19 protein-coding genes are annotated in these 21440 nt (G+C 69.5%); 6 read left to right on the plus strand and 13 right to left on the minus strand.

All coding sequences use genetic code 11. From position 1 onward, the window contains the following. Positions 1-254 precede the first annotated feature (254 nt). The 3 genes from ACIRGA_RS17380 to ACIRGA_RS17390 are packed head-to-tail and all read right to left on the minus strand — an operon-like array spanning position 255 to position 2618. Positions 255-1601 (minus strand): DUF6351 family protein, encoded by a 1347-nt coding sequence (locus ACIRGA_RS17380; protein WP_400942195.1) that lies wholly within the window; start codon positions 1599-1601, stop codon positions 255-257. A 58-nt stretch (positions 1602-1659) separates the two neighbouring features. Further along, positions 1660-2109 carry a VOC family protein gene (locus ACIRGA_RS17385; RefSeq protein WP_400942197.1) on the minus strand — a complete coding sequence of 150 codons (450 nt, stop codon included), beginning with the start codon at positions 2107-2109 and terminating at the stop codon, positions 1660-1662. A gap of 11 nt (positions 2110-2120) precedes the next feature. Further along, complete coding sequence (locus ACIRGA_RS17390) at positions 2121-2618, minus strand: pyridoxamine 5'-phosphate oxidase family protein (RefSeq protein WP_400942199.1); 498 nt, start codon at positions 2616-2618, stop codon at positions 2121-2123. A 181-nt stretch (positions 2619-2799) separates the two neighbouring features. Here ACIRGA_RS17390 and ACIRGA_RS17395 point away from each other — a divergent pair, with 181 nt between their 5' ends. Next, positions 2800-3504 (plus strand): SRPBCC domain-containing protein, encoded by a 705-nt coding sequence (locus ACIRGA_RS17395; protein WP_400942201.1) that lies wholly within the window; start codon positions 2800-2802, stop codon positions 3502-3504. Here ACIRGA_RS17395 and ACIRGA_RS17400 read toward each other — a convergent pair. The 9 genes from ACIRGA_RS17400 to ACIRGA_RS17440 form a co-directional block, all read right to left on the minus strand. Further along, entirely contained in the window at positions 3501-4307 is an 807-nt protein-coding gene (locus ACIRGA_RS17400; protein WP_400942203.1) for a hypothetical protein, read from the minus strand. The two genes, ACIRGA_RS17395 and ACIRGA_RS17400, sit on opposite strands and share 4 nt — an antisense overlap. 198 nt (positions 4308-4505) lie before the next feature. Continuing rightward, on the minus strand, positions 4506-6068 hold the full coding sequence (purH, locus tag ACIRGA_RS17405; RefSeq protein WP_400942205.1) for a bifunctional phosphoribosylaminoimidazolecarboxamide formyltransferase/IMP cyclohydrolase: 1563 nt from the start codon (positions 6066-6068) through the stop codon (positions 4506-4508). Continuing rightward, positions 6065-6682 (minus strand): phosphoribosylglycinamide formyltransferase, encoded by a 618-nt coding sequence (purN, locus tag ACIRGA_RS17410; RefSeq protein ID WP_400942207.1) that lies wholly within the window; start codon positions 6680-6682, stop codon positions 6065-6067. The genes purH and purN overlap by 4 nt, the downstream gene beginning before the upstream one ends. 76 nt (positions 6683-6758) lie before the next feature. Continuing rightward, entirely contained in the window at positions 6759-8225 is a 1467-nt protein-coding gene (locus tag ACIRGA_RS17415; protein WP_400942209.1) for a DUF6350 family protein, read from the minus strand. A gap of 143 nt (positions 8226-8368) precedes the next feature. Further along, complete coding sequence (locus ACIRGA_RS17420) at positions 8369-9178, minus strand: DUF5336 domain-containing protein (protein ID WP_400942211.1); 810 nt, start codon at positions 9176-9178, stop codon at positions 8369-8371. A gap of 308 nt (positions 9179-9486) precedes the next feature. Then, positions 9487-10374, minus strand: coding sequence for a succinate--CoA ligase subunit alpha (gene sucD, locus ACIRGA_RS17425; protein ID WP_400942213.1), 888 nt, complete (start codon positions 10372-10374; stop codon positions 9487-9489). Position 10375: 1 nt separating this feature from the next. After that, the gene (gene sucC / locus ACIRGA_RS17430; RefSeq protein WP_125796400.1) at positions 10376-11545 is read right to left on the minus strand and encodes an ADP-forming succinate--CoA ligase subunit beta; all 1170 of its coding nucleotides are present in this window, start codon (positions 11543-11545) and stop codon (positions 10376-10378) included. 117 nt (positions 11546-11662) lie between these two features. Further along, a complete protein-coding gene (locus ACIRGA_RS17435; RefSeq protein ID WP_400942216.1) occupies positions 11663-12022 on the minus strand; it encodes a hypothetical protein in 360 nt (119 codons plus the stop codon). After that, the gene (locus tag ACIRGA_RS17440; protein ID WP_400942218.1) at positions 12019-13857 is read right to left on the minus strand and encodes a hypothetical protein; all 1839 of its coding nucleotides are present in this window, start codon (positions 13855-13857) and stop codon (positions 12019-12021) included. The genes ACIRGA_RS17435 and ACIRGA_RS17440 overlap by 4 nt, the downstream gene beginning before the upstream one ends. Positions 13858-14559: 702 nt before the next feature. Between ACIRGA_RS17440 and ACIRGA_RS17445 the strand changes: the two genes are divergently transcribed. Further along, entirely contained in the window at positions 14560-15246 is a 687-nt protein-coding gene (locus ACIRGA_RS17445) for a M23 family metallopeptidase (RefSeq protein ID WP_400942220.1), read from the plus strand. Between the two features lie 692 nt (positions 15247-15938). Here ACIRGA_RS17445 and pcrA read toward each other — a convergent pair. After that, entirely contained in the window at positions 15939-18341 is a 2403-nt protein-coding gene (pcrA, locus tag ACIRGA_RS17450) for a DNA helicase PcrA (RefSeq protein ID WP_400942222.1), read from the minus strand. Positions 18342-18431: 90 nt separating this feature from the next. Between pcrA and ACIRGA_RS17455 the strand changes: the two genes are divergently transcribed. From ACIRGA_RS17455 to ACIRGA_RS17470, 4 genes are all read left to right on the plus strand, one after another. Then, positions 18432-18851, plus strand: coding sequence for a DUF1707 domain-containing protein (locus tag ACIRGA_RS17455; protein ID WP_400942224.1), 420 nt, complete (start codon positions 18432-18434; stop codon positions 18849-18851). Positions 18852-19022: 171 nt separating this feature from the next. Beyond that, complete coding sequence (locus tag ACIRGA_RS17460; protein ID WP_400942226.1) at positions 19023-19310, plus strand: chorismate mutase; 288 nt, start codon at positions 19023-19025, stop codon at positions 19308-19310. 152 nt (positions 19311-19462) lie between these two features. Next, positions 19463-19768: a hypothetical protein gene (locus ACIRGA_RS17465; protein ID WP_400942228.1), complete on the plus strand. Its 306-nt coding sequence runs from the start codon at positions 19463-19465 to the stop codon at positions 19766-19768. A 338-nt stretch (positions 19769-20106) separates the two neighbouring features. Then, positions 20107-21357: a hypothetical protein gene (locus tag ACIRGA_RS17470; RefSeq protein WP_400942230.1), complete on the plus strand. Its 1251-nt coding sequence runs from the start codon at positions 20107-20109 to the stop codon at positions 21355-21357. The last annotated feature ends 83 nt before the right edge of the window (positions 21358-21440 follow it).

Below are 21440 nucleotides of genomic sequence, written 5' to 3' on the forward strand. Positions count from 1 at the left end.
GCGTGCCCCAAAAATCAATATATTTGTTTTTTTTATTTTTTTTTTTTTCTTTTGTTGCCTCCTGGGGGCGGGGTGGTGGTGGGTGTTTTGTCGCACCCCCCCCCCCCCCCCCCCCCACGACCCTGCGAAAAACCGGTCATGCAAGCATCCAACGGGCATTCGGGCACCAGAAACGGTCCTGTGTGGACAGTCAAGGTGCCGTCGGCGCCGGTGCCTCAATAACCGTCCTCACCACTCACGAGACCCGAACGACCTCAGACCTCCCGAGGAAGCGGGGCCGGGCGGTACCACCGGAACGCGGGTGCGGCAGTGCCCGGCTCACCGTGCAGCCAGTCGTAAAGGAAGCGGAACTCCGGGCCGAACCGGTTCGCCTCGGCGTTCAAGCGTTCCGGTGCCGTCGAAGGCCAGCGACCGGTTTCGACGCGATCCCGCAGCACACGCAACGCCGTCAGTTCTTCCGCGACGGTGTGCTGGCAATGCCCGCCCCGGTTCACGAACAGCTGCCGGATCCGGCCGGAATCGACGCGGTCGCCGTAGGTCCGCTCGTGTTCGGGGGCGACGCCGTCGCCGATCGGGTGCAGTGTGACGACGGGCTGCCGACCACGTCCCGTCGGCGTCCCGACGCGATCGAGCCATCGGGCGGCGGCCTTGTCGGCCTCGACCCGGGGCGCGGTCGCGAGCCGCGCCAAGTCGGCGCCGAGGTCCAGGCCCGCGTCACGGTAGGCCTGGTTCACGAGGCCGCGTTCACTGGACCGGGCGAGCAGGCCGCGGTAATCCACTCCGGTGTTCCCGGTCGGATTCCCGCCGGCCTGCCTCTCCAGATCGGCCCGGTGCGCACCCCAGGACAGCTGGTCGTAAACCGCCTGGACGAACTTCGTCTGCTGACGGATCTGCTCGGCCACCTCGGCGGAACGGGGATGGTGCGCCGTCGACCAGCCGGGCACGTCGGCGAACGCATTGGCGAGGGCGAGCCGCGCCCGTCCATCGGGTGATTCCAGCGCCTTCGCGATCACCTGATGGGCTTTCGCGAGATTCGCTCCCGGGTCGGCGACGCGGACGATCTCCAGTTCGGGCGCCAGCAGTGTCCGGACCGTGAACCCCAGATCGAGCGCCTGGCCGAACAACGCGGAACCACCCGCGACGGGACCGCACATCGCCAGCGCGCCGTCGATCCGGTGCGGGAGCCGCTCGGACAGCAGGACCGCGTTGAGCCCGCCACCGGAAGCTCCCCAGGTGAGCACCTGCGCCGGACGGCCGACCGTGCGGTCGAACCAGGACAGCAGCGCCGTCTGATCGTGCACGGCTTCGCGGGCCGAGAAGCCGTTCGGCTTGCTGTAGAGCGACGCGGCCAACGCGTACCCCTCGCCGAGGAGAACGGGTTTCGCCTCCGCCCGGTTGGCGAGTTCGATCTCCTCGGGAACGTAGCCCGGCGGATAGATCCCGTGGTTGTACAGCAACAACTTGCCGTTCCAATTCGACGGCACCTCGACCCGGTACGGGGCACCATCGATCGCCCCGGTGTGCACACGGACGTCGTCCGCGCCGAGGGCGGGCACACCGGTGACGATCAGCGCGGCGGCCAGGATTCCTGTCAATGTCATGGCGGAAATGCTGACAGCGCGAAGCGTCGCGGGAATCCGTCGAGACGCGGCTTCTCGCCTACGCTTCCGGGCGTACGAGCTCCTGCGCCAGCTCGACGACGATCCCCTCCGGGCCGCGGACGTAGCAGAGCCGGTAGCTGTCCTCGTACTGCACCAGCTCGCCGACCAGCGTGCCGCCGTGCCGCTGCAGCCGCTCGAGGACTTCGTCGATGTCCTCCACCGAGAACACGAAGTGGCGGATGCCGGGCGTGTTCATCGGTGCGCGCGGATCGGCTTCCGGCCCCTCCGGCGTGTGGTACTTGATCAGCTCCAGGCCACCGTGGCCGTCCGGCGGCCGCAGCACCGCGATATCCGTCCGGACCCCTTTCAGCCCGGTGATGCGATCGACCGTGTCCCCTTCGAGCGACGCCTCTCCTTCCAGTTCGAGACCCAGCACGGTGAAGAACGTTTTGGCCGCTTCGAGATCGTGGACGACGACACCGACGTGTTCCAGCTTCTTGAGCGTCATGACAGTTCCTTTCAGGCGCTCTGACGGGCCGCCTGCTCGCGCAGGAGCTCTTCGACGGCGGTGGGCAGCGTGTCCTCGAAGTCGATGAGTTTGACCCAGGTCGGCGTCATCACGACGCGGACCATGCTCTTGTAGAGGGATTTCACGTTCACCTCCCACTCGGCCCGCTGCTCCGGCGTCATCTCGTACGTGCCGCTCCACTGCATGTACTCGTCGGGGATGCCGTCGACGTGGTCCAGCTCGACGGTGCCGCGGAGGAGCAGGATCTTCGGCGGATGCGATTCGGTGTCGATCGTCAGCGCGACGGCGGGGTTGCGACGCAGCGACGCCAGCTTCGGCGCGTTCGTCGGGGTGCACATGACGATCTCCTTGCCGTTCCAGTGGATGCCGATCGGGATCGCCCGCGGCGTGCCGTCGAGCGCGGTGTAGGCCAGCCGGGCCAGGTCACGGGCCAGGAGCTCCTGGCTGATCGGGTGGTTCAGGATCTCGTCGATCGTGTTCTGCCGCATGTCTCTCTCCTCGGGTCGCCGTCTTCGCGGACACCCCAGGGACGCCGCTGTCCGCCGCACTTCGACACGTCAGAATGTGACCTGCATCACTTCGCCTTTAGCGGGCTAAACGCGATCCGTTTGTCGAAAGCGCCCCTGGCCAGGCGTCGCACTTGTGAAGACATCCGAGAGAGGAACACTCATGGCGAAGGAATCCGAGGTCCGCTTCGAGGGCTTCCTGCCCACCACACCCGCCGACACCTGGGCCGCGATCACCACCGGCAGCGGCGGCTGGCTCTGGCCGATCCAGTACGAACCCCGCGACGGCGGCGCCGAGTCCGGCCTCACTCCCAACGGCGGCATGGTGACCGTCTGGAAGCCGTCACAGCGCTTCGTCACGTACGCGGAAGACGAGAACGGCTGGTTCAACACGCTCGATTACGTCCTCGAACCGAAGGACGGGGGCACGTACCTGCGCTACGAGCACACCACCGTATTCGACGACTGGGACGTCGAATACGACGCCTGCGAGCAGCACACGACGTTCTACTACCACTCGCTGGGCGAGTACTTGACGCACTTCAACCGGCGTCAGGCGAAGTACTTCAAGGCCGACGGGCCCGAAGCGTCGAAGGCTCCGGAGGCGTTCGAAGCCGTGCGGGCGGCGATAGGCGCGCAGGCCGTGGGTGACCGCGTGCGGCTCGATGTACCCGGCGTCGAAGGAGTCGTCGACTACCTCACGCCGGCCTTCATCGGTGTCCGGACCGAAGACGCGCTGTACCGCTTCTACGGCCGGAACGCATGGGGCTGGCCTGTCGGCATCGGGCACCACCTGTTCGCCGAAGACGCCGACGCGGACAAAGCCGAGAAGGCGTGGACGGTCTGGCTGAACGGCCTGTACGCCTAGCGGGGCAGCTTCTTCACGAGCTCGGCGCCCACGGATTTCGCCACCTCGGCGGACTCCGCGGGCGGGATCGGGGACTTCGTGAAGAACCCCTTGTCCCATCCCTTGTACGTGACGATGACGACGTACACGCCCTGGACGACCCGCAGCTCGGCGCCGCTGAAGGCGCTGTCGGTGTCGAGGGAGACGAGAACCGCCTTCTCCCCGATGCCCTGCACCTGCTGCTGACGCTCGGACGGCGCGGCCGTCCCGGGGGACGATTCCGCCGCGCGCTTCTCGGCGTCCGGGCCTTCGTAGCGGTACATCATGAACTGGAGGGCGCGGTCGTGGACGTTGTCGCTCTCCGGCGGCAGCCAGGAACAGCCCCGCTGCTTGGTGACGATCTCGCCCGCTTTGAACTCGTTGTCGCGGGCACCCTGGAAGCTGGTGGTGAACGTCTTGTTCAGGAGCTCCGGGGGGACGGCGCACTCGGGCGGCGGCTGTTGTGAGACCGGCGCCTTGCCGACCGACGAGTAGTACTCCGACCCGAAGATCGCGCCGGGGATGCCCAGCCCGAGAAGGACCACGACACCCACGATCAGGCCGACGATCAGCCCGGTCTTTTTCTTCTTGGGCGGCTGTCCGTAGCCAGGCGGGCCGTAGCCGGGCTGGCCATAACCAGTCTGTCCGTAGCCAGGCGGCGGACCGTATCCAGGACCGGCGGGCGGGCCGTAACCCGGCTGCTGCCCGTAGCCCGGCTGACCTCCCTGCCCAGGCGGCGGGCCATACCCCGGCCCCTGGCCGTACCCCTGCGGCGGCTGGTGCACCGATCCTCCCCTGGCGATTCGCGAACGGCCGGATCGCGTTTAGCGGGCTAAACGCGATCCGGGGCCAGCATGGCACGAAGCCCGAAGCCGGGCACCGGGAATCCCCGCGGTCCGGTCCGCGGACACCGGATCGCGATTAGGGGGCTAAACGCAGGTCCGCGCGCGGATCGCGTTTAGCCCGCTAAAGGCGAGTCGGCGTCAGTGGGCGAAGTGCCGCGTGCCCGTGAGGTACAGGGTGACCCCGGCGGCCTCGGCAGCGGCGATGACCTCGGCGTCGCGGATCGAGCCACCCGGCTGGACGACGGCGCGGACACCGGCCTCCAGCAGGACCTCGAGCCCGTCCGGGAACGGGAAGAAGGCGTCCGAAGCGGCGACAGAGCCCTTCGCCCGCTCACCGGCCCGCGAGACGGCGAGCCGCGAGGAGTCGACCCGGTTGACCTGGCCCATGCCGACGCCGACGGTCGCGCCTTCGTTCGCCAGCAGGATCGCGTTCGACTTCACCGCGCGCAGCGAACGCCACGCGAACTCGAGGTCGGCCAGCGTCCGCTCGTCGGCGGGCACGCCGGTGGCCAGTGTCCAGTTCGCCGGGTCGTCGCCCTCGGCGGCGATCGTGTCGACGGTCTGCACCAGCATGCCGCCGGAGATCGCCCGGAACTCGAGCGGATCCGGCGACGTGATCGCGGGCAGCTTCAGCAGCCGCACGTTCTTCTTGCGCCGCAGGATCTCGAGCGCCTCGGCGTCGAAGTCCGGCGCCAGGACGACCTCGGTGAACACCTCGGAGATCTGCTCGGCGGCCTCGCGGCTCACCGGCCGGTTGGTCGCGATCACCCCGCCGTAGGCCGAGACCGGGTCGCACGCGTGCGCCTTCCGGTGCGCCTCGGCGACGTCCTCGCCGACCGCGATCCCGCACGGGTTGGCGTGCTTGATGATCGCGACGGCCGGGGCGTCGAAGTCGTAGGCCGCACGGCGCGCGGCGTCGGTGTCGACGTAGTTGTTGTACGACATGGCCTTGCCGTGCAGCTGTTCCGCGTGTGCGAGGCCCGGCCGCCAGTGCTTGTACAGCGCGGCCTTCTGGTGCGGGTTCTCGCCGTAGCGCAGCACGTCGCCGCGCTCCCAAAAAGCGCCGGTGACGTCCGGGAAGCCGGAGTCGTCCGCGGGCGCGTAGACGTTGGCGAACCACGCGGCGACGGCGGTGTCGTACGCCGCCGTGTGCGCGTAGGCCTGCGCGGCGAGCCGCTTGCGGTCGGCCAGCTCGAAACCGCCCGCCGTGACGCGCTCCAGCACCCACTCGTAGCGGGACGGGTCGACCACGACGGCGACGCTGTTGTGGTTCTTCGCCGCGGCACGCACCATCGCCGGGCCGCCGATGTCGATGTTCTCGACACAGTCCTCCGGGCTCGCGCCCGAGATGACGGTCTGCCTGAACGGGTACAGGTTGACCACGAGCAGGTCGAACGGCGCGATGTCGAGCTGCTTGAGCTGCTCGACGTGCTCCGGCCGGTCACGGTCGGCGAGCAGGCCCGCGTGCACGCGCGGGTGCAGCGTCTTGACCCGGCCGTCGAGGGACTCGGGGAACCCGGTGACCTCTTCGACCGGCGTCACCGGCACCCCGGCGTTCGCGATCACCTTCGCCGTGCCGCCGGTCGACACGATCTCGACACCCGCCGCGTGCAGCCCGGTGGCGAGTTCCAGCAGGCCGGCCTTGTCCGAGACGCCGATCAGCGCGCGCCGGACGGGACGCTGTCCCTGTGCGGTACTCACGAAAACCTCACCTTTCGTCCCTCGACCGAGCACCCGCTCCGGCCGAGTTTTTCGATCGTTTCCACCAGGAGCCTGCGTTCCACGGCCTTGATCCGCTCGTGCAGGACGTGTTCGTCGTCGTCGGGCTCCACGACCACCGGCTCCTGCGCGATGATCGGCCCCGTGTCGACCCCGGCGTCGACGAAATGGACCGTCGACCCGGTGACCTTGACGGCCATCGCCAGCGCGTCGGCCACGGCGTGCGCGCCGGGGAACGACGGCAGCAGGGCCGGATGCGTGTTGATCACGCGGCCGGGGAACCGCGCGAGGAATTCAGCGCCGAGGATCTTCATGAACCCCGCGGAGACGACCAGGTCCGGCTGGTAGGCGGCGACGGCTTCGCTGATCGCCTTGTCCCACGCCGCGCGGTCCGGGTGGTCCGCCATCCGCACGGCGAACGACGGCACGCCGGCGCGTTCGGCACGGGTGAGCGCCTCGATCCCGGTGCGGTCCGCTCCGACGGCGACCACCTTCGCCGGGAAGTTCGGCTTTTCGACGGCGTCGAGCACGGCTTGCAGCAGCGTGCCGGAACCGGACGCGAGGACGACGAGCTTCACCGGAGTGGGCAGGTCCAACCGACTAGCCAGAACGGGCTCCTTGCCACGGCGGTACGCACTCGGGCGTACGGCGCTTCACCTGGTCGCGACAACCCTAACGGTCGTCGCCGGGAGCACTTTCGTCGCCGGACCCGTCGGTGGACTCGGTCACAGCGAGCTCCTGCTCGGGCTCGGTTTCGGGCTCCGGATCCGCCGGGATCTCGTCGGCGTCCTCGCCCGGCTCCCGGGCGAGTTCCTCGTCGGCCTCTTCGCCGAGTGCTTCGTCTTCGGGCGCTTCGGCGTCCGCTTCGGCCTCGGGTTCCTCGGCTTCGGCCTCGACGACCTCTTCCTCGACCTCGGTGACGTCTTCGGGTTCGCCGGGCGGTTCGGGGGCCTCGTGCGGTCCGGCGAAGAACGCGACGAAGCCGCCAGGGACGACGATCCAGCAGAAGGCGATCACGGACGCGACCCCGACCGGCACGCTGACCGGGTCGAACGGCCCGTCGCCGAGCCTGCCGCCGGAGACGGTCCCGAGGATGACGCAGCCGAACGCGACCAGCGCGCCGGCGACGGCGACCGCCCGCATCCGCAGCATCGGATCCTCGTCGATCGCGCGGATCCGCCAGCCGACCAGCGCGCCGACCAGCGTGGGCAGGAGCAGCAACGCCGGCCACCAGACTGCGTGGTGCGACGGGATCCCCGCCAGCACCGGCACTCCGGGCAGCTTCCCTTCCTGGTAGCCGAACATGCCGACGGTCAGCGAGCCGACCGAGAAACCGGGCCCGGTAGTGAACGACAGCGCGGCGACGACCGCGTTCGGCAGGTAGGCCACGGAGAGCACGAAAAGGCCGAAGCTCGCGCCGAAGCCCGGCTCGAACAGACTGTCCACAGTGGACCACGAGAGCGCGGTGGCCGCGGTGAACACCACGGCGCCGCACGCGATGAACGCGGCGAGGCCGAGCGCACCCGCCCGCAGGCCGTGGACGGCGACCGGGTCGAACCGGTCCCGCACCGCGGCCGGAAGCCCGCAGACCTTGGCGACTCCCGCGACGGCGGCGAGCGCGGCGAGGAGGCCCGGCACGCAGAAGGCGGTCAGCGGGTTCACGTCGACCGGCGATCCGCCTGCCAGCAAGGCGATGAACACACCGAACAGCGCGTGCGCCCCGGCGATCACCGTCACCACCGGGACGGCGTCCGCCGGGGTCCGGCCACCGACGCGGCGGGCGGCGCGTGCGGCGGCCCTCGCCACGAGCCGGCCGACGACGAGCGTCGGCAGCAGCGGCAGCACGCCGAGCGGATGACCGCCGAGGTCGAGTTCCACCTGCCACGAGGCGAGCCAGCCGGGACCGGCGGCCAGCAGGGCGCCGGTGGCGGAGAACCGGGACCGGTCGGCGGCGAACGAAACCACCGCGAGAACGGCCGTGACGGCGGTAAAGGAGAAGAGCAGGGGCGCGCAGGCGGCGGCGAGCAACACACGCACCCGCTTCGCCCTGGAGACCTCCAGCTCGGGGACGAGGTCGCTCACCGGCTCTTCGCCCGGCGGGCGTTCGTCGCGGGTGAGCAGCTTCATGATCCGCACCATGACATCCGGACTGGGCCGTCCGGGTGAGGCACGCCGCCACCGGGCGGCGCACGTGGCTCAACCCACCCGGTCGGGTAGCCCGGAAAAGAAAAGCACCCGCTGTGACACGGAGAGTCACAGCGGGTGCTTTCGCGTTCGTAAGGTCAGCTCTGCTGGCCGAAACCGCCGGGCGGCGTGCCCGGGTTCTGGCCCGACTCCGAGGAGGACGACGGCGGCTGCTGGAAGAACTGGCCCTGCTGCGGCGCGTACGTCGTAGCCTGCTGGCCCGGCGGCTGCGTCACCGGCGGCTGGAACCCACCCGGCTGCGAGAACGGGCCGGACTGCTCACCCTGCTGCTGCCCCTGCTGGCCCGCGCCGGGGAACGGCTGGACCTGCGTGGCGGCCGGGCCCTGCTGACCCTGCTGACCGAACGGACCCTGCGGGCCCTGCTGCGGGAACTGCTGGCTGTACGGGGCCTGCGGCGCCTGCTGCTGCGGCTTCGCGGCGGGCAGCTTGATGACGTCGTGCTCGAACAGCAGCGCGGCGACCGCGACCAGCATCTGCAGGATGCCGAGGATCAGCACCACGGTCAGGATGCCCGGGACCGAGACGTCCTCACGGCCGCTCCCGTAGCCGATGACCAGGTCCAGCGCGCCGAACGCGCCGATGACGCTGAACAACGCGGCGAACGGCAGCGTCTTCGGGCCGCGCGGCAGCGCGTGCAAGGCCGCGAGCAGACCGCTGACCAGGAGGAAGACCGAGATCTGCCCGGCGGCGTCGGCCTCGTCGGAGAAACCGATGAAGAACTGCACCAGGCCGAGGACGGTGACGGCGAGCGCGAGCAGCAACGCCAGGTTCAGCGGGGCGGCCGGTGACGGCGCCTGCTGCTGAGGAAAGGCCCCCGAGGCGGGGTTGGGGTGTTGCTGGCCGCCACCCTGCTGGGGGTAGCCGGGCCCACCGCTGGGATAGGACATCCGAATGCTCTCCTGTCGTTCGACCGGCACCCCGGGGCGCGCGGGACTCCCGGGACAAACGAGGCGGCTGTGATGCTCGAACGCTAGCGCACACGCGGTCACCCCACGCCTCGGGCTCTGAGACGTCTGTACACCTCATCGGGTTCCCGGCGAAACCCCTCGGCGACGCCGGATCGCGATTAGGGGGCTAAACGCAGGTCCGCCCCCGACGTGCGTTTAGCCCCCTAATCGCGATCCGGACGAAAAAGAGGCGGGCCGGGCACCAGGGTGGGTGCCCGGCCCGCCGGGGAAAGCTCAGTCTCCGAAGATCAGAGGCTGTTGTACAGCTCGCGCGCCAGGACTGCGGTCTCGCTCGGGGTCTTCCCGACCTTGACGCCGGCGGCCTCGAGGGCCTCCTTCTTGGCGGCGGCCGTGCCGGAGGAGCCGGAGACGATGGCGCCGGCGTGGCCCATGGTCTTGCCCTCGGGCGCGGTGAAGCCGGCGACGTAGCCGACGACCGGCTTCGTCACGTTGTCCTTGATGTAGGCCGCGGCACGCTCTTCGGCGTCGCCGCCGATCTCGCCGATCATCACGATGACCTTGGTCTCGGGGTCGGCCTCGAACGCCTCGAGGGCGTCGATGTGCGTCGTGCCGATGATCGGGTCGCCGCCGATGCCGACACCGGTCGAGAAACCGATGTCACGCAGCTCGTACATCATCTGGTAGGTCAGCGTGCCGGACTTCGACACCAGGCCGATCGGGCCCGCGCCGGTGATGTCGGCCGGGATGATGCCCGCGTTCGACTTGCCGGGGCTGATCACGCCGGGGCAGTTCGGCCCGATGATGCGGGTCTTGTTGCCGGTCGCGACGGCGTGCGCCCAGAAGTAGGCCGAGTCGTGCACCGGAATGCCCTCGGTGATCACCACGGCGAGCGGGATCTCGGCGTCGATCGCCTCGATGACCGCGTCCTTGGCGAACTTCGGCGGCACGAAGATGACCGAAACGTCGGCGCCGGTCTCCTTGATGGCCTCCTCGACCGTGCCGAACACGGTGAGGTCCTTGCCCTCGATGGAGACGGTCTGCCCGGCCTTGCGGGCGTTGACGCCACCCACGATGTTCGTGCCGGACTTCAGCATCTTGGTCGCGTGCTTCATGCCCTCGGAGCCGGTGAGCCCCTGGACGATGACCTTGCTGTTCTCGTTGATGAAGATCGACATCTCACGCACCTGCCGCGGCGAGCTCGGCGGCCTTGTCGGCCGCGTTGTCCATTGTGTCCACCACGGTGACCAGCGGGTGGTTCGCGTCGGCGAGGATCTGGCGTCCCTCGACGACGTTGTTGCCGTCCAGCCGCACGACGAGCGGCTTGGTGGCCTCGTCGCCCAGGATCTTCAGCGCCTCGACGATGCCGTTCGCGACCGCGTCGCAAGCGGTGATGCCACCGAAGACGTTGACGAAGACGCTCTTCACGTCGGTGTCGTTGAGGATGACGTCCAGACCGGCCGCCATGACCTCGGCCGACGCGCCGCCGCCGATGTCGAGGAAGTTGGCGGGCTTGACGCCGCCGTGCTTCTCGCCCGCGTACGCCACGACGTCCAGCGTGGACATCACGAGGCCCGCGCCGTTGCCGATGATGCCGACCTCGCCGTCGAGCTTGACGTAGTTGAGGTCCTTGGCCTTGGCCTTCGCCTCGAGCGGGTTCTCCGCGTCCTTGTCGACCAGGGCCTCGTGGCCCGGCTGACGGAACGAGGCGTTCTCGTCGAGGGTGACCTTGCCGTCGAGGGCGATGATCTTGTCCTGCGGGTCACGGACCAGCGGGTTGACCTCGACCAGCGTCGCGTCCTCGGAGACGAAGGTCTCCCAGAGCTTCACGACGACGTCGGCGGCCTCGTCGACGACCTTCTCCGGGAACTTGCCCGCGGTCAGGATCTCGACGGCCTTCGCCTTGTCGACACCGATGATCGCGTCGACCGGGATCTTCGCGAGCGCTTCGGGACGCTCGACGGCCAGCTGCTCGATCTCCACGCCACCTTCGGCCGAAGCCATCGCGAGGAAGGTGCGGTTCGCACGGTCCAGCAGGAAGGAGAAGTAGTACTCCTCGGCGATGTCCGAGGCTTCGGCCACCAGCACGCGACGCGTGATGTGGCCCTTGATGTCGAGACCGAGGATCGCCTCGGCCTTTTCCGCGGCCTCGTCCGGCGTCTGGGCCAGCTTGACGCCGCCGGCCTTGCCGCGGCCGCCGGTCTTGACCTGCGCCTTGATGACGACCTGGTTGCCGATCTTCTCGGCGGTGGCCTTGGCTTCTTCGGGGGTGTTTGCCACGGCACCCGGCAGAACCGGTACTCCGTGGGCGGCGAAGAGATCCCTCGCCTGGTATTCGTAGAGGTCCACTACTCCAGTCTCCTGACGACACGCCACTGTGGTGGTCCGTTGCCGGACCGCGCTGTCGGACCAGTCGAGGTTAGCGACCTGCGCAGAAGCAGGGGACTCCGCACCTGGTGAAGTCGGTCACCGTACGCGGTCAGACGGTGTTTCCACGGTGTGAGACCGCACACCGGAGACCCAGTTCGCCGCCTCTTCCTGGCTTTCGAAGGTGTTCTCGAACCCGCCCGGGCCGTTACCGACCGCGAAGAGGAGAACGCCGGGGAGCGTTTCGGCGAGCCCTTCCGGTTCGCTCGCGCCACTCAGGACACCGAGGATGTCCGGATCCTCCTGTTCGACCGTCCGGACGAGCTGTTCGACAGTGTCGAGACGGCCGGCGTAGACGACCTCGACGCCGTCGTCGCGCAGCAATCTTCCGAGCGCGACCGCCGAACCTTCCTCGACGCCGAACTCGGCCAGCACGACGCGAAGCAGACGGCGCGTCATCCGGCCCGCCGCGAGCCCGCGACGGCCATCCCGGCCGCGACGAGGGTGACGACGGCGCCGCCCAGCGCGAGCCAGAACCCGACCCCGGCCGACGAGCCGTCGTACTCCGAGCCGACGAGCGGCAGTTCCGCCGCACGCAGGCCGAGCACCAGCGCGGCCCCGGCCAAGGCGGACGCCGCGGCGACCGGCCGTGAGCGCGGGACGAGGGCGTACAGGCCGAGGACCACGGCCAGCGCGCCGAGCAGGCCCCACGACGCCGCGCCGAAATGCGACCACAGCCCCGGGGCGGTGTAGCCGGGCGCGGTGAACACCGGCGTGCCGAACGCGGCGATCGCCAGCACCGCCGCCGCGACGACCGGGGTGAGCACGTTCCCGCTCGCCCGCGATTCGCCCGATCCGGTGTCCATCTCCTCGTCGGAGACGTCGCGCTCCACGACACCGGTGATCACCGCGGCGAGCGCGGCCAGCGCCGCCAGCACGAGCGCGATGAACGTCCACGTGACACCGGAGCCCGCCGAGTAGCCGACCTTGTCCGGCAACGGCACCGGGAGGTCGACACCGAACAGGGCCGGGTCCACCGCCTTGTCCTCGGTCACGGACAAGGCGGCGCTCAGCACCGCCGCGCCCGCGAGGACGACACCCGCCCACGTGGCCGCGACGACTCCCCTGGCGAACGCCGAGAGCCGCGGCACGAAGACGAACAGCGCGGGCACGGCGAGCACGACGCCGGCTCCGAGCAGCAACCAGCGCGCGGGTGTCTCGGGGACCGGTGTCGGACCGTTGGCCTTCAACACCGGGGCCAGCGCACCCGCGACCGCGGCACCGGCGGCCAGCAGCGCCAGGCCGCCGGTCGCCAGCCGCCACCAGAACAGCCCGGGCAACCTGGCTTCACCCGCCAGGTCACCGGTGACGGCCTCGTCCGCGTCCGCGACGTCGAACCGGGTGAAGGCCAGCCCGACCAGCGCCAGACCCGCGATGGTCACCACCACCGAACCCGGCGCGACCGAAAGCCGGTCCACGACCAGCCCCGCGACCACCGGCGGGACACCGACCGCGAGCGCCGCCAGCCCCGCGCCCGCGAATCCACCCTTGCCGACCCCGGCCGAGGGCGAGCTCACGGCCACGAGCACCGTCAGCGGAAGCAAGGCCGCGAGCAGCAGGTACCCGGCCATCGCGACCGTCGGGCCCTCGAAGGCGTTCTTGGCCAGGAGGTACGCGTTGCCCGAACCGAGCGGCGCGAGCAGCAGACCGATCCCGCCCGCGACACCGAGCACGGGCCCGAGCAACCGCCAGCGGCGCTGTCCGTCGAGTTCCCCCGCCAGTTCCGCTTCGTCGCGGGCGGTCCCGGCGGCGAAGGCCCCGGCGGCGAGGGTGAGCAAATGCCCCGCCACCAGCGGCCACAGTCCCGGCCCCGCCGGCGGCAGCGCGAGCAGCCGATCGGCGAGGAACAGTTCCGGACGCGCGGCGAGCGATCCGTCGGCGAGCAACTGCAGATCCAGCAGCAGCCGTCCGGGCGCGAGCGCGGTGAGCCCGAGCACCAGGCCCGCCGTGAGCCCAGAACGTCCGGTGACCAGTGCGTAGAGCACGGCCGCCGCGGGCGCCAAGGCCAGTACGACCAGCAGTGGAGCGGCGGTGAACCCGGGCGAACCACCCCGGACGACGGGCATCAGCGCGCCGGCGGCCAGCGCGACCGCACCGGCCGACACCAGCCCCGCCGACAGCAGGAGCGCTCGCGGGCGGGCGCCCGGTTCGCTCCGGAGAAGTTCGGCGGACGCGGTCCCGGGGACGGCTTGCCCGGCGGATTCGCCACCAGGGTGCCGTGAGCGCGAAGTCATCGACGGCGACGCTAGCAAGCCGGGCTCGGCCGGGCCCGGCAGCAGGGCACCTCAGGTCATCACGGCCTCGGCATCTGTGGGCGGAGCCGGCGACGCTCCAGGCCGCGACCAGTGCGGACCCGCCTGACCGAAAGCAGGCCATCTCCGTGGCAGGGCCTGAGCGATCAAGTGGCGTCGTATATCGACCGACAGCACTCCGACGAGGCCCAGTCCGGGTAAGGACCCTTCAACACCGTTGGGCAACCGGTTATTTCCCTCGTTTGTCCCCCTTCCCCAGCCTTCGGTACCCCCGAACGGCCGCTCGTACCTGTAACGCAAGTCACACGGTTGTGAGTAAACCTGGTTTAACTTTGGGTAATCCTCACTGGACAACGGCCAGATCGCCTTCGCCCGATCGGCCGAGAGCGCCGCCAGATCTTGCTGATCGGGGTGCCGCTTCGTTACTGTCCCGGGGTCCCCATTACAGTCAGATCACGAATGAGAGCACCGAACGAACCACCCCCGAGGTTCTTCACCGGGATCCCCCGCCCGGGCTCTTGATCCGACTCCCCGAACACGGAAGGCCCCGTCTTGGCTTCACACCGCTCCCCCGGCGGCCAAGCTCCTTCCCCGGCGCTCGAGAACGCACTCGATGGTGCGGTCGTTCGCGTCCGGGGCTCGCACCGCCTGTCGCCCCCGTCCTCGGCCCTTCGTGGCCGTGTCGTGGTCGCAGCCGTCGCTGCCGGCGCCTTCGCGGCCGCCGCTGCCGGGCAGACCCTGAAGTCCGTTTCGGAATCCTCCGACGCCGCCGTCACCCCGCTGGCCAGCACCCAGGACGCGAGCGCCTCGTTCGCCCTCGGTGGCGGAGCCGGTGGAGGCGCCCCCGAACTGCTGCCGACGAGCCAGTCGACGAACGCCTCCGCCGAGGCCCAGAAGCTCGCGGACAACAACAAGATCACCCAGGCCCGCGTGACCCGCGAGGCCGAGGCGGCCCGCAAGGCCGAAGAAGAGGCCAAGCGGCCCAAGACCTGCATGCCGACCAAGGGCACCTTCACCTCGGGCTTCGGCGCCCGGTGGGGCACCAGCCACCTCGGCATCGACCTCGCGGCCCCGATCGGCACGCCGATCGTCGCGGCCTCCGACGGCACGGTCATCGAAGCGGGCCCGGCCAGCGGTTTCGGCCTCTGGGTCAAGGTCCAGCTCGCCGACGGCACCGTCCACGTCTACGGCCACATGAACTCGTTCTCCGTCCGCGAAGGCCAGAAGGTCAAGTGCGGCGAGGAGATCGCCGAGGTCGGCAACCGCGGCCAGAGCACCGGCCCGCACCTGCACTTCGAGGTATGGCAGAACGGCACGAAGAAGATCGACCCGCGTCCGTGGCTCGCCGCCCGTGGCGTGAACGTCGGCTGATCGAGCCCCGCTTTTCCTTCCACCGCGGTGCTTCACCACATCGGTGACTCCGCCCGCGGCAACGGCGCGCCGGGCAACGACGCCATGGCGCGCCTCCCCGACCTCCGCTTCCCCCTTCAAGGGCGTCACCCTCAAGGGCGTCACGAAGCGTCGTAGGTCCTCCGGCTCGAAGCCCGTGTGGTTTTCCGGGCCCTCAAAGCCCTTGAGCGACGCCGTCCGGGCGCTTCCGGACGAAGTACCCCACGGCGATCTGCCATACCGTGCAGAGACCGGCCGGGCGCCGTTCGATCCGCCGCCATCCGGTGAAAAGTCTCCGAGAAAGAGTGCGGTACCCGGCTGGCCGCGGCCCGAACAGCCATCGCCGCGCGTGCCCGCATACGACACACCGTCCGGCCCCGTCCGGTTCGTGCGTCCGCAGTAACGCGCGCCAGGCCGCGACCAGCCTGAGCACTTCCGGCGGTTCCGGACCCCGATCCGTCCCCGCCCCTTCTTCAACACCCCGCAAGTACTCGAGTACCCCACTCGAGAGAACCCCAAACAAGACCCCGTCCACACCGTGTGCCCCCTCCTCCTGATCGAGGCACACCGGCTCGTCCAGCATACCCCAGCGCATCGAACTCGTGTTCGATGGCACAGGTATACGGGAAGGGTCCGACAGTTTTCGAGCGCGGCGAAGAAACCGCAGGTCGGGGCTAGAGTTTGACCATCGGGACGCTGCCGATCAGCATCAGCCGGACCTTGCCGGCGGCGCCGAAATCGATCGTCGCGGTGGCACGGGGGCCCGCGCCATCACAGGCGACGACGGTGCCGAGCCCGTACTTGTCATGGCTGACCCTGTCGCCGACGTCGAGTTTGAGCGCGACGGTGTCCTTCCAGCCCTTGCCGAACGGGCTCGTGCCGGACGAACTCGACGATGAGGAAGCGTTACGACCGCCCCAGGTGGTCGCCGCACGCGGCGACCCACCCGAACGACCGAAACCACCGGAAGAAGAGGAAGGCGCGAGCCTGCGCCAATCCACCAGGTCTGCGGGAAGCTCGTCGAGGAACCGCGAAGCCGGGTTCATCTGCGGCTGACCCCAGGCCGAGCGCACCATCGAACGGGAGACGTAGAGCCTCTTCCTCGCCCGCGTGATCGCGACGTAGGCGAGCCGGCGCTCTTCGGCCAGTTCCGTCGGGTCACCGAGCGCGCGCATATGCGGGAAGATCCCGTCTTCCCAGCCCGTTCCGAAGACGACCGGGTACTCCAGGCCCTTCGCGGTGTGCACGGTCATCAACGTGACCACGCCCGCGTCGTGCCCGTCACCGTCGTCGCCACCGTCGGGCGACGGGACCGAATCCGCGTCGGCCACCAGCGAGACCCGCTCCAGGAACGCGGGCAGCGAGCCCGGCTCCGGCACTCCAGGATCCGCCTCCGGCAGCTCGCCGTCCGGACCGGCGACCTCGGCGGTGAATTCGGTGAACTCCCGCGCGACGGTGACCAGTTCCGTGAGGTTCTCCACCCGCGACGCGTCCTGCGGGTCTTCGGACTCCTCGAGCTCCGCTCGGTAGCCCGTGCGTTCCAGGACGGCTTCGAGGATGTCGGCGACTTCGGCGCCGCTCTCGACGACCTCGCCGAGCTCGTCCATCAACTCGACGAAACCGGTGATCGCCTTGGCGGAGCGCGGGTTCAGCAGCGGCACCTCACCGTTGACGGCACCGCGGAGCGCCTGCGCGAACGAGATGCGCTCACGCTCGGCGTACGTCGCGATGACGGCTTCGGCGCGATCGCCGATGCCGCGTTTGGGGACGTTGAGGATGCGGCGCAGGCTGACCGTGTCCTCCGGGTTCGCCAGCACCCTCAGGTACGCGAGCATGTCGCGGACCTCCCGGCGCTCGTAGAACCGCACGCCGCCGACGACCTTGTACGGCAGGCCGAGGCGGATGAAGATCTCTTCGAAGACACGGGACTGGTTGTTGGTGCGGTAGAAGACCGCGACGTCGGAGTAGTCCGCTTCGCCCTTGTCCGCCAGCGCGTCGATCTCGCCCGCGACGAACGCCGCTTCGTCGTGCTCGTTGTCCGCGACGTAGCCGACGATCTTCTCGCCGTCACCGGAATCGGTCCACAGCCGCTTCGCGCGCCTGTTCGGGTTTCGCGCGATGACCGCGTTCGCCGCGTTCAGGATCGTCTGGGTCGAGCGGTAGTTCTGTTCCAGCAACACGGTCCGCGCGTTCGGGAAGTCGCGTTCGAATTCCTCGATGTTGCGGATCGTCGCGCCGCGGAAGGCGTAGATCGACTGGTCCGCGTCACCCACGACGCACAGTTCGGCGGGCTCGATCCCGGCCTCGTTCGCTTCGGTGCCGACCAGCTCGCGGACCAGCGTGTACTGCGCGTGGTTCGTGTCCTGGTACTCGTCGACGAGCACGTGCCGGAAGCGGCGCCGGTAGTACTCGGCGACGTCCGGGTACCGCTGCAGGAGTTCGACCGTCCGCATGATGAGGTCGTCGAAGTCGAACGCGTTGGCCTGGTTCAGCCGCCGCTGGTACTCGACGTACACCTCGGCGACGCGGCGTTCGAGGTCGTTGCCCGCGTCGGCGACCGCCGTCTCCGGATCGATCAGTTCGTTCTTGAGGTTCGAGATGTGGATGGCCAGCGTGCGCGCCGCGTACCGCTTCGGGTCGATGTCGAGATCGCGCGCGACGAGGGTGATGAGCCGCTTCGTGTCGTCCGAGTCGTAGATGGAGAAACTCGACGACATCTCCAGCGTTTTGGCCTCACGGCGCAGAATCCGCACGCACATGGAGTGGAACGTCGACACCCACATGGCGTTCGCGCGGCGGCCGACGAGGTCGCTCACCCGCTCCCGCATCTCCGCGGCCGCCTTGTTGGTGAAGGTGATCGCCATGATCTGGCCGGGGTGCACGTCCCGCTCGGCCAGCAGGTACGCGATCCGGCGGGTCAGCACCCGGGTCTTGCCCGAACCCGCGCCCGCGACGACCAGCAGCGGCGAGCCCGCGTGGGTCACGGCTTCGCGCTGTGCCGGGTTCAGGTCGTCGAGCAGGTCCGCGTGCCGGGACTTGGCCGGACCGTCCGCTGGGAGATCGAAGAGGGTGTTCATCGCCGGTCCACGCTACAGCGCCGGGCGTAGGCGGTGTTGCCGCCTGCCGTCCGACGCGCGGACGGTGTTCGCGGCGGAGGATCGGATGCCATGGACACCAACGGAATTCCCTCCAGGATCAGGGCCGCCGACGCCGACCGGGAGCGGGTCGCCACGCTCATCCAGGCCGCCGGCGGTGAAGGCCGTCTCACTCTCGAAGAGGTGGAAGACCGGCTGAGCGCCGTGTATTCCACCAAGTACACGGACGACCTCGCCGCGCTCACCTCGGATCTGCCGAAACCCGCCCCGAAGCGGCGCCCGGTCGCCTTCGGGCATCCGGCGGTGCGGATCCACGCCGCGATCGCCGTCGTGCTCGCGGTGCTGCTGATCGTCCGCTGGACGGTCTCCGGGGTGCCGTTCTTCTGGCCGGCGCTGCCGATGTTCTGGCTGGCCATGAGCGTCCTCGTGCACGCCCGCGTCCGCGGAGCGCGCCGCCGCTTCAAGCCGGAGGACGGCGTCGCTGTGGCATAATGACCGGCATGCGGCACCACGCGACGCGATTTTTTTACGGGACCCGGACTCCGGCTCCCGTGATCGCATAGTGCCGCGAATGCCATCACCCGAAGCCCCGGAGTCCACGGACCCCGGGGCTTTACGCTGTTCCGGGGGCCAGCAGGGAATCCGGACCGAAGAAAGGTCCCGATGAACACCACACAGAAGCCGGACGCCGAAGAACCCATCGCCACGGCCGAAGAGATCGGTGAGCTTCGCAAGGAGATCGACTTCCTCGACGGCGAGATCCTGCGGCTGGTCAAACGCCGCGTCGAGGTCTCCAAGACGATCGGGGCGGCCAGGATGGCCGCGGGCGGCACCAGGATCGTCTACAACCGCGAGATGGACGTGCTCGCGCGCTACCGCGAACTCGGGCCGGAGGGACGGCAGCTGGCGATGGCGCTGCTCAACCTGGGCCGGGGCAGGCTGGGGCGGTAGGTGGTAGCAAAGGTCCCTTGCTCCCCCACAGCGCACGCGGAGCGCGTTCAGCGGGCTAAACGCGCTCCGGCCACGTCACGATCCCGTGCCGTGAGGCGAAACTCAGGGTGTTCCCCGAGCCACAACGGCTCGGGGCCAGGCAAACTGGACACATGATTAACCTCATCGCCGTGATCATCGCGATCGCCGGTGTCCTGGCGGCATTGGGCCATGTCGGTTACCTCGCCATGCTGAACAACGCGGCGGGTAAGCGCGCGGGCGGCACTCCCGTCGCCCAGTACGTCAAGACGCGCTGGCCGATCGCGGCGGGTACCACCGCCGCCTCGCTTTTCGCCTGGTTGCTCACGAGTGGGGGAACGCCGCTCGACATCATCGCGATTTTGCTTGCAGCGGGTAGCGGTGTCACCGCCACGAAAGCCCTGCAATCGACCCAGCAGAAGTACCGCAGCGGCAACTGAACGGCTTCACCAGCGCCGATTTCGCTGCGTAACGTCACCGAGGCCCGTTCGGCCGCGCCCGACCGAGTGAAACATCTGCAACTTGCAGAGTGGGTGAAGACTTGCGGGTGTCGAACTTTTAGTGTGGACCTCGTGAGGACCCTTGCGTCTGGGTCGGGCGATGCCCGTATGGCGCGCGGGGGCGATGGCCCCGCGCGCCCCCAGTCGTATGCGCGTGCATTTGCTCACGAGAGTGCCCGGGAGTCTGCAAGCGAGGGATCCCGTGAAACCGCTGCTCCGTTCGGCTTAACCGGTGTCACATCGCCGTCAGGGCACGCCCGTGAGGGGGTCGCTCGGACATGAACGGCTGGGCGGAACATCAGGGACGCGACGGCACCACACAGACGGGTCGCCACCGGGCGGGCGGCACCGAGAGCTGGACCCCGCCCGTGCCGCCGAAGCGGCAACGCCCGACCGGGCACGGGCATCACGCGCACCGCGAGTTCGCCCCGCCCTCCACCGGTTCCCTTCCCTTGCCGCCACCGCGGAACAGGAGGGCGCCGAGCCCCGGCTACGCCCCATCGAGCGGCCTGCTGCCGCTCCCCCAGCCCGCTCGCGAGGTGCACCCAGCCCGCCCGGCCCGCGTCGAGGTCTCGTTGACCGAACCCGTCCTGTCTCCCGTCGAGGAACGGCGTGCGAAGGCGGCCCAGCGCACGAAGGTGACGCTGGCCGCCCCTTCCCCCCGCCGTCCCGAGCCGGTGGAGATCGACGACAGCGACTACCGCGAAGACAGCGACGTTCGCGTCTACCTCGCCCCGCCCATCGACGGCTTGAGTACCTTCGACCTCGGCACGGTGCCCGCCTCGGTGACCCCGCCCAAGACCTGGCGCAAGGCCGCGTGGTTCGCGGCGGCGGCGTCCGCGCTGGTCGTGGTCGGCCTGCTCTTCGCCGGTTCGTTCCTGGTCGGCAAGCCCGCCCCGGAGCAGCAGAGCCAAGGCGGCTGGCCCGGATACCGCGGCGGCAGCCCGCTGACCCAGGAAGGGCTCGCCGGCAATCCGACCACTCCGCCGCAGGGCGGCGCGGCGGGCAACCCGTCCGAGTCCGAGACCGATTCCTCCACCAGGGACGACCGCAGTTCCGCCAACTCCGGCACCTCGTCGGAAGAGGACAGCACCGGGACCGGCTCGTCACGGCCCGACTCGGGCGGACCGGTGACGTCCGGGCGGCCCGCGCCGTCGTCGAGCGACCGGCCACAGAAGCCGCCGGTCGTGCCCGCCGACCGCACCACCACGACGGCCGCCTGGTACGCGCAGCAGCCGGACCCCCAGGCGATGGGCGACAACACCGAGATCTTCCTCAACTCCGTCACCACAGACCCCCAGCAGGCGTCCTCGGTGACCTCCGGCAGCCTGGGCGAAGAAGGCGCGCAGGGCCTCCGTGAGCGCTACGCCGACGTCGCCTACTTCGAGGTGAAGAAGGTCAGCATCGACCAGCGCCGCGGCGTCACGGTCAACACCGTCGAAGTCACCCACAAAGACGGCACGAAGACGATGGAACAGCGCACGTTCACCTTCGGTGACGACGAGAAGATCGTCGACGACGGCATGTAGGCGACCACGCACGTGCAAGTGTCCTGTTCCTCTGCACGTGCGGTGCGTTGAGCGGTCATCCCTGGTCCGGGTGGGTGACCTAA

Source organism: Amycolatopsis sp. NPDC102389 (assembly GCF_044765885.1).
Taxonomy (GTDB): Bacteria; Actinomycetota; Actinomycetes; order Mycobacteriales; family Pseudonocardiaceae; genus Amycolatopsis.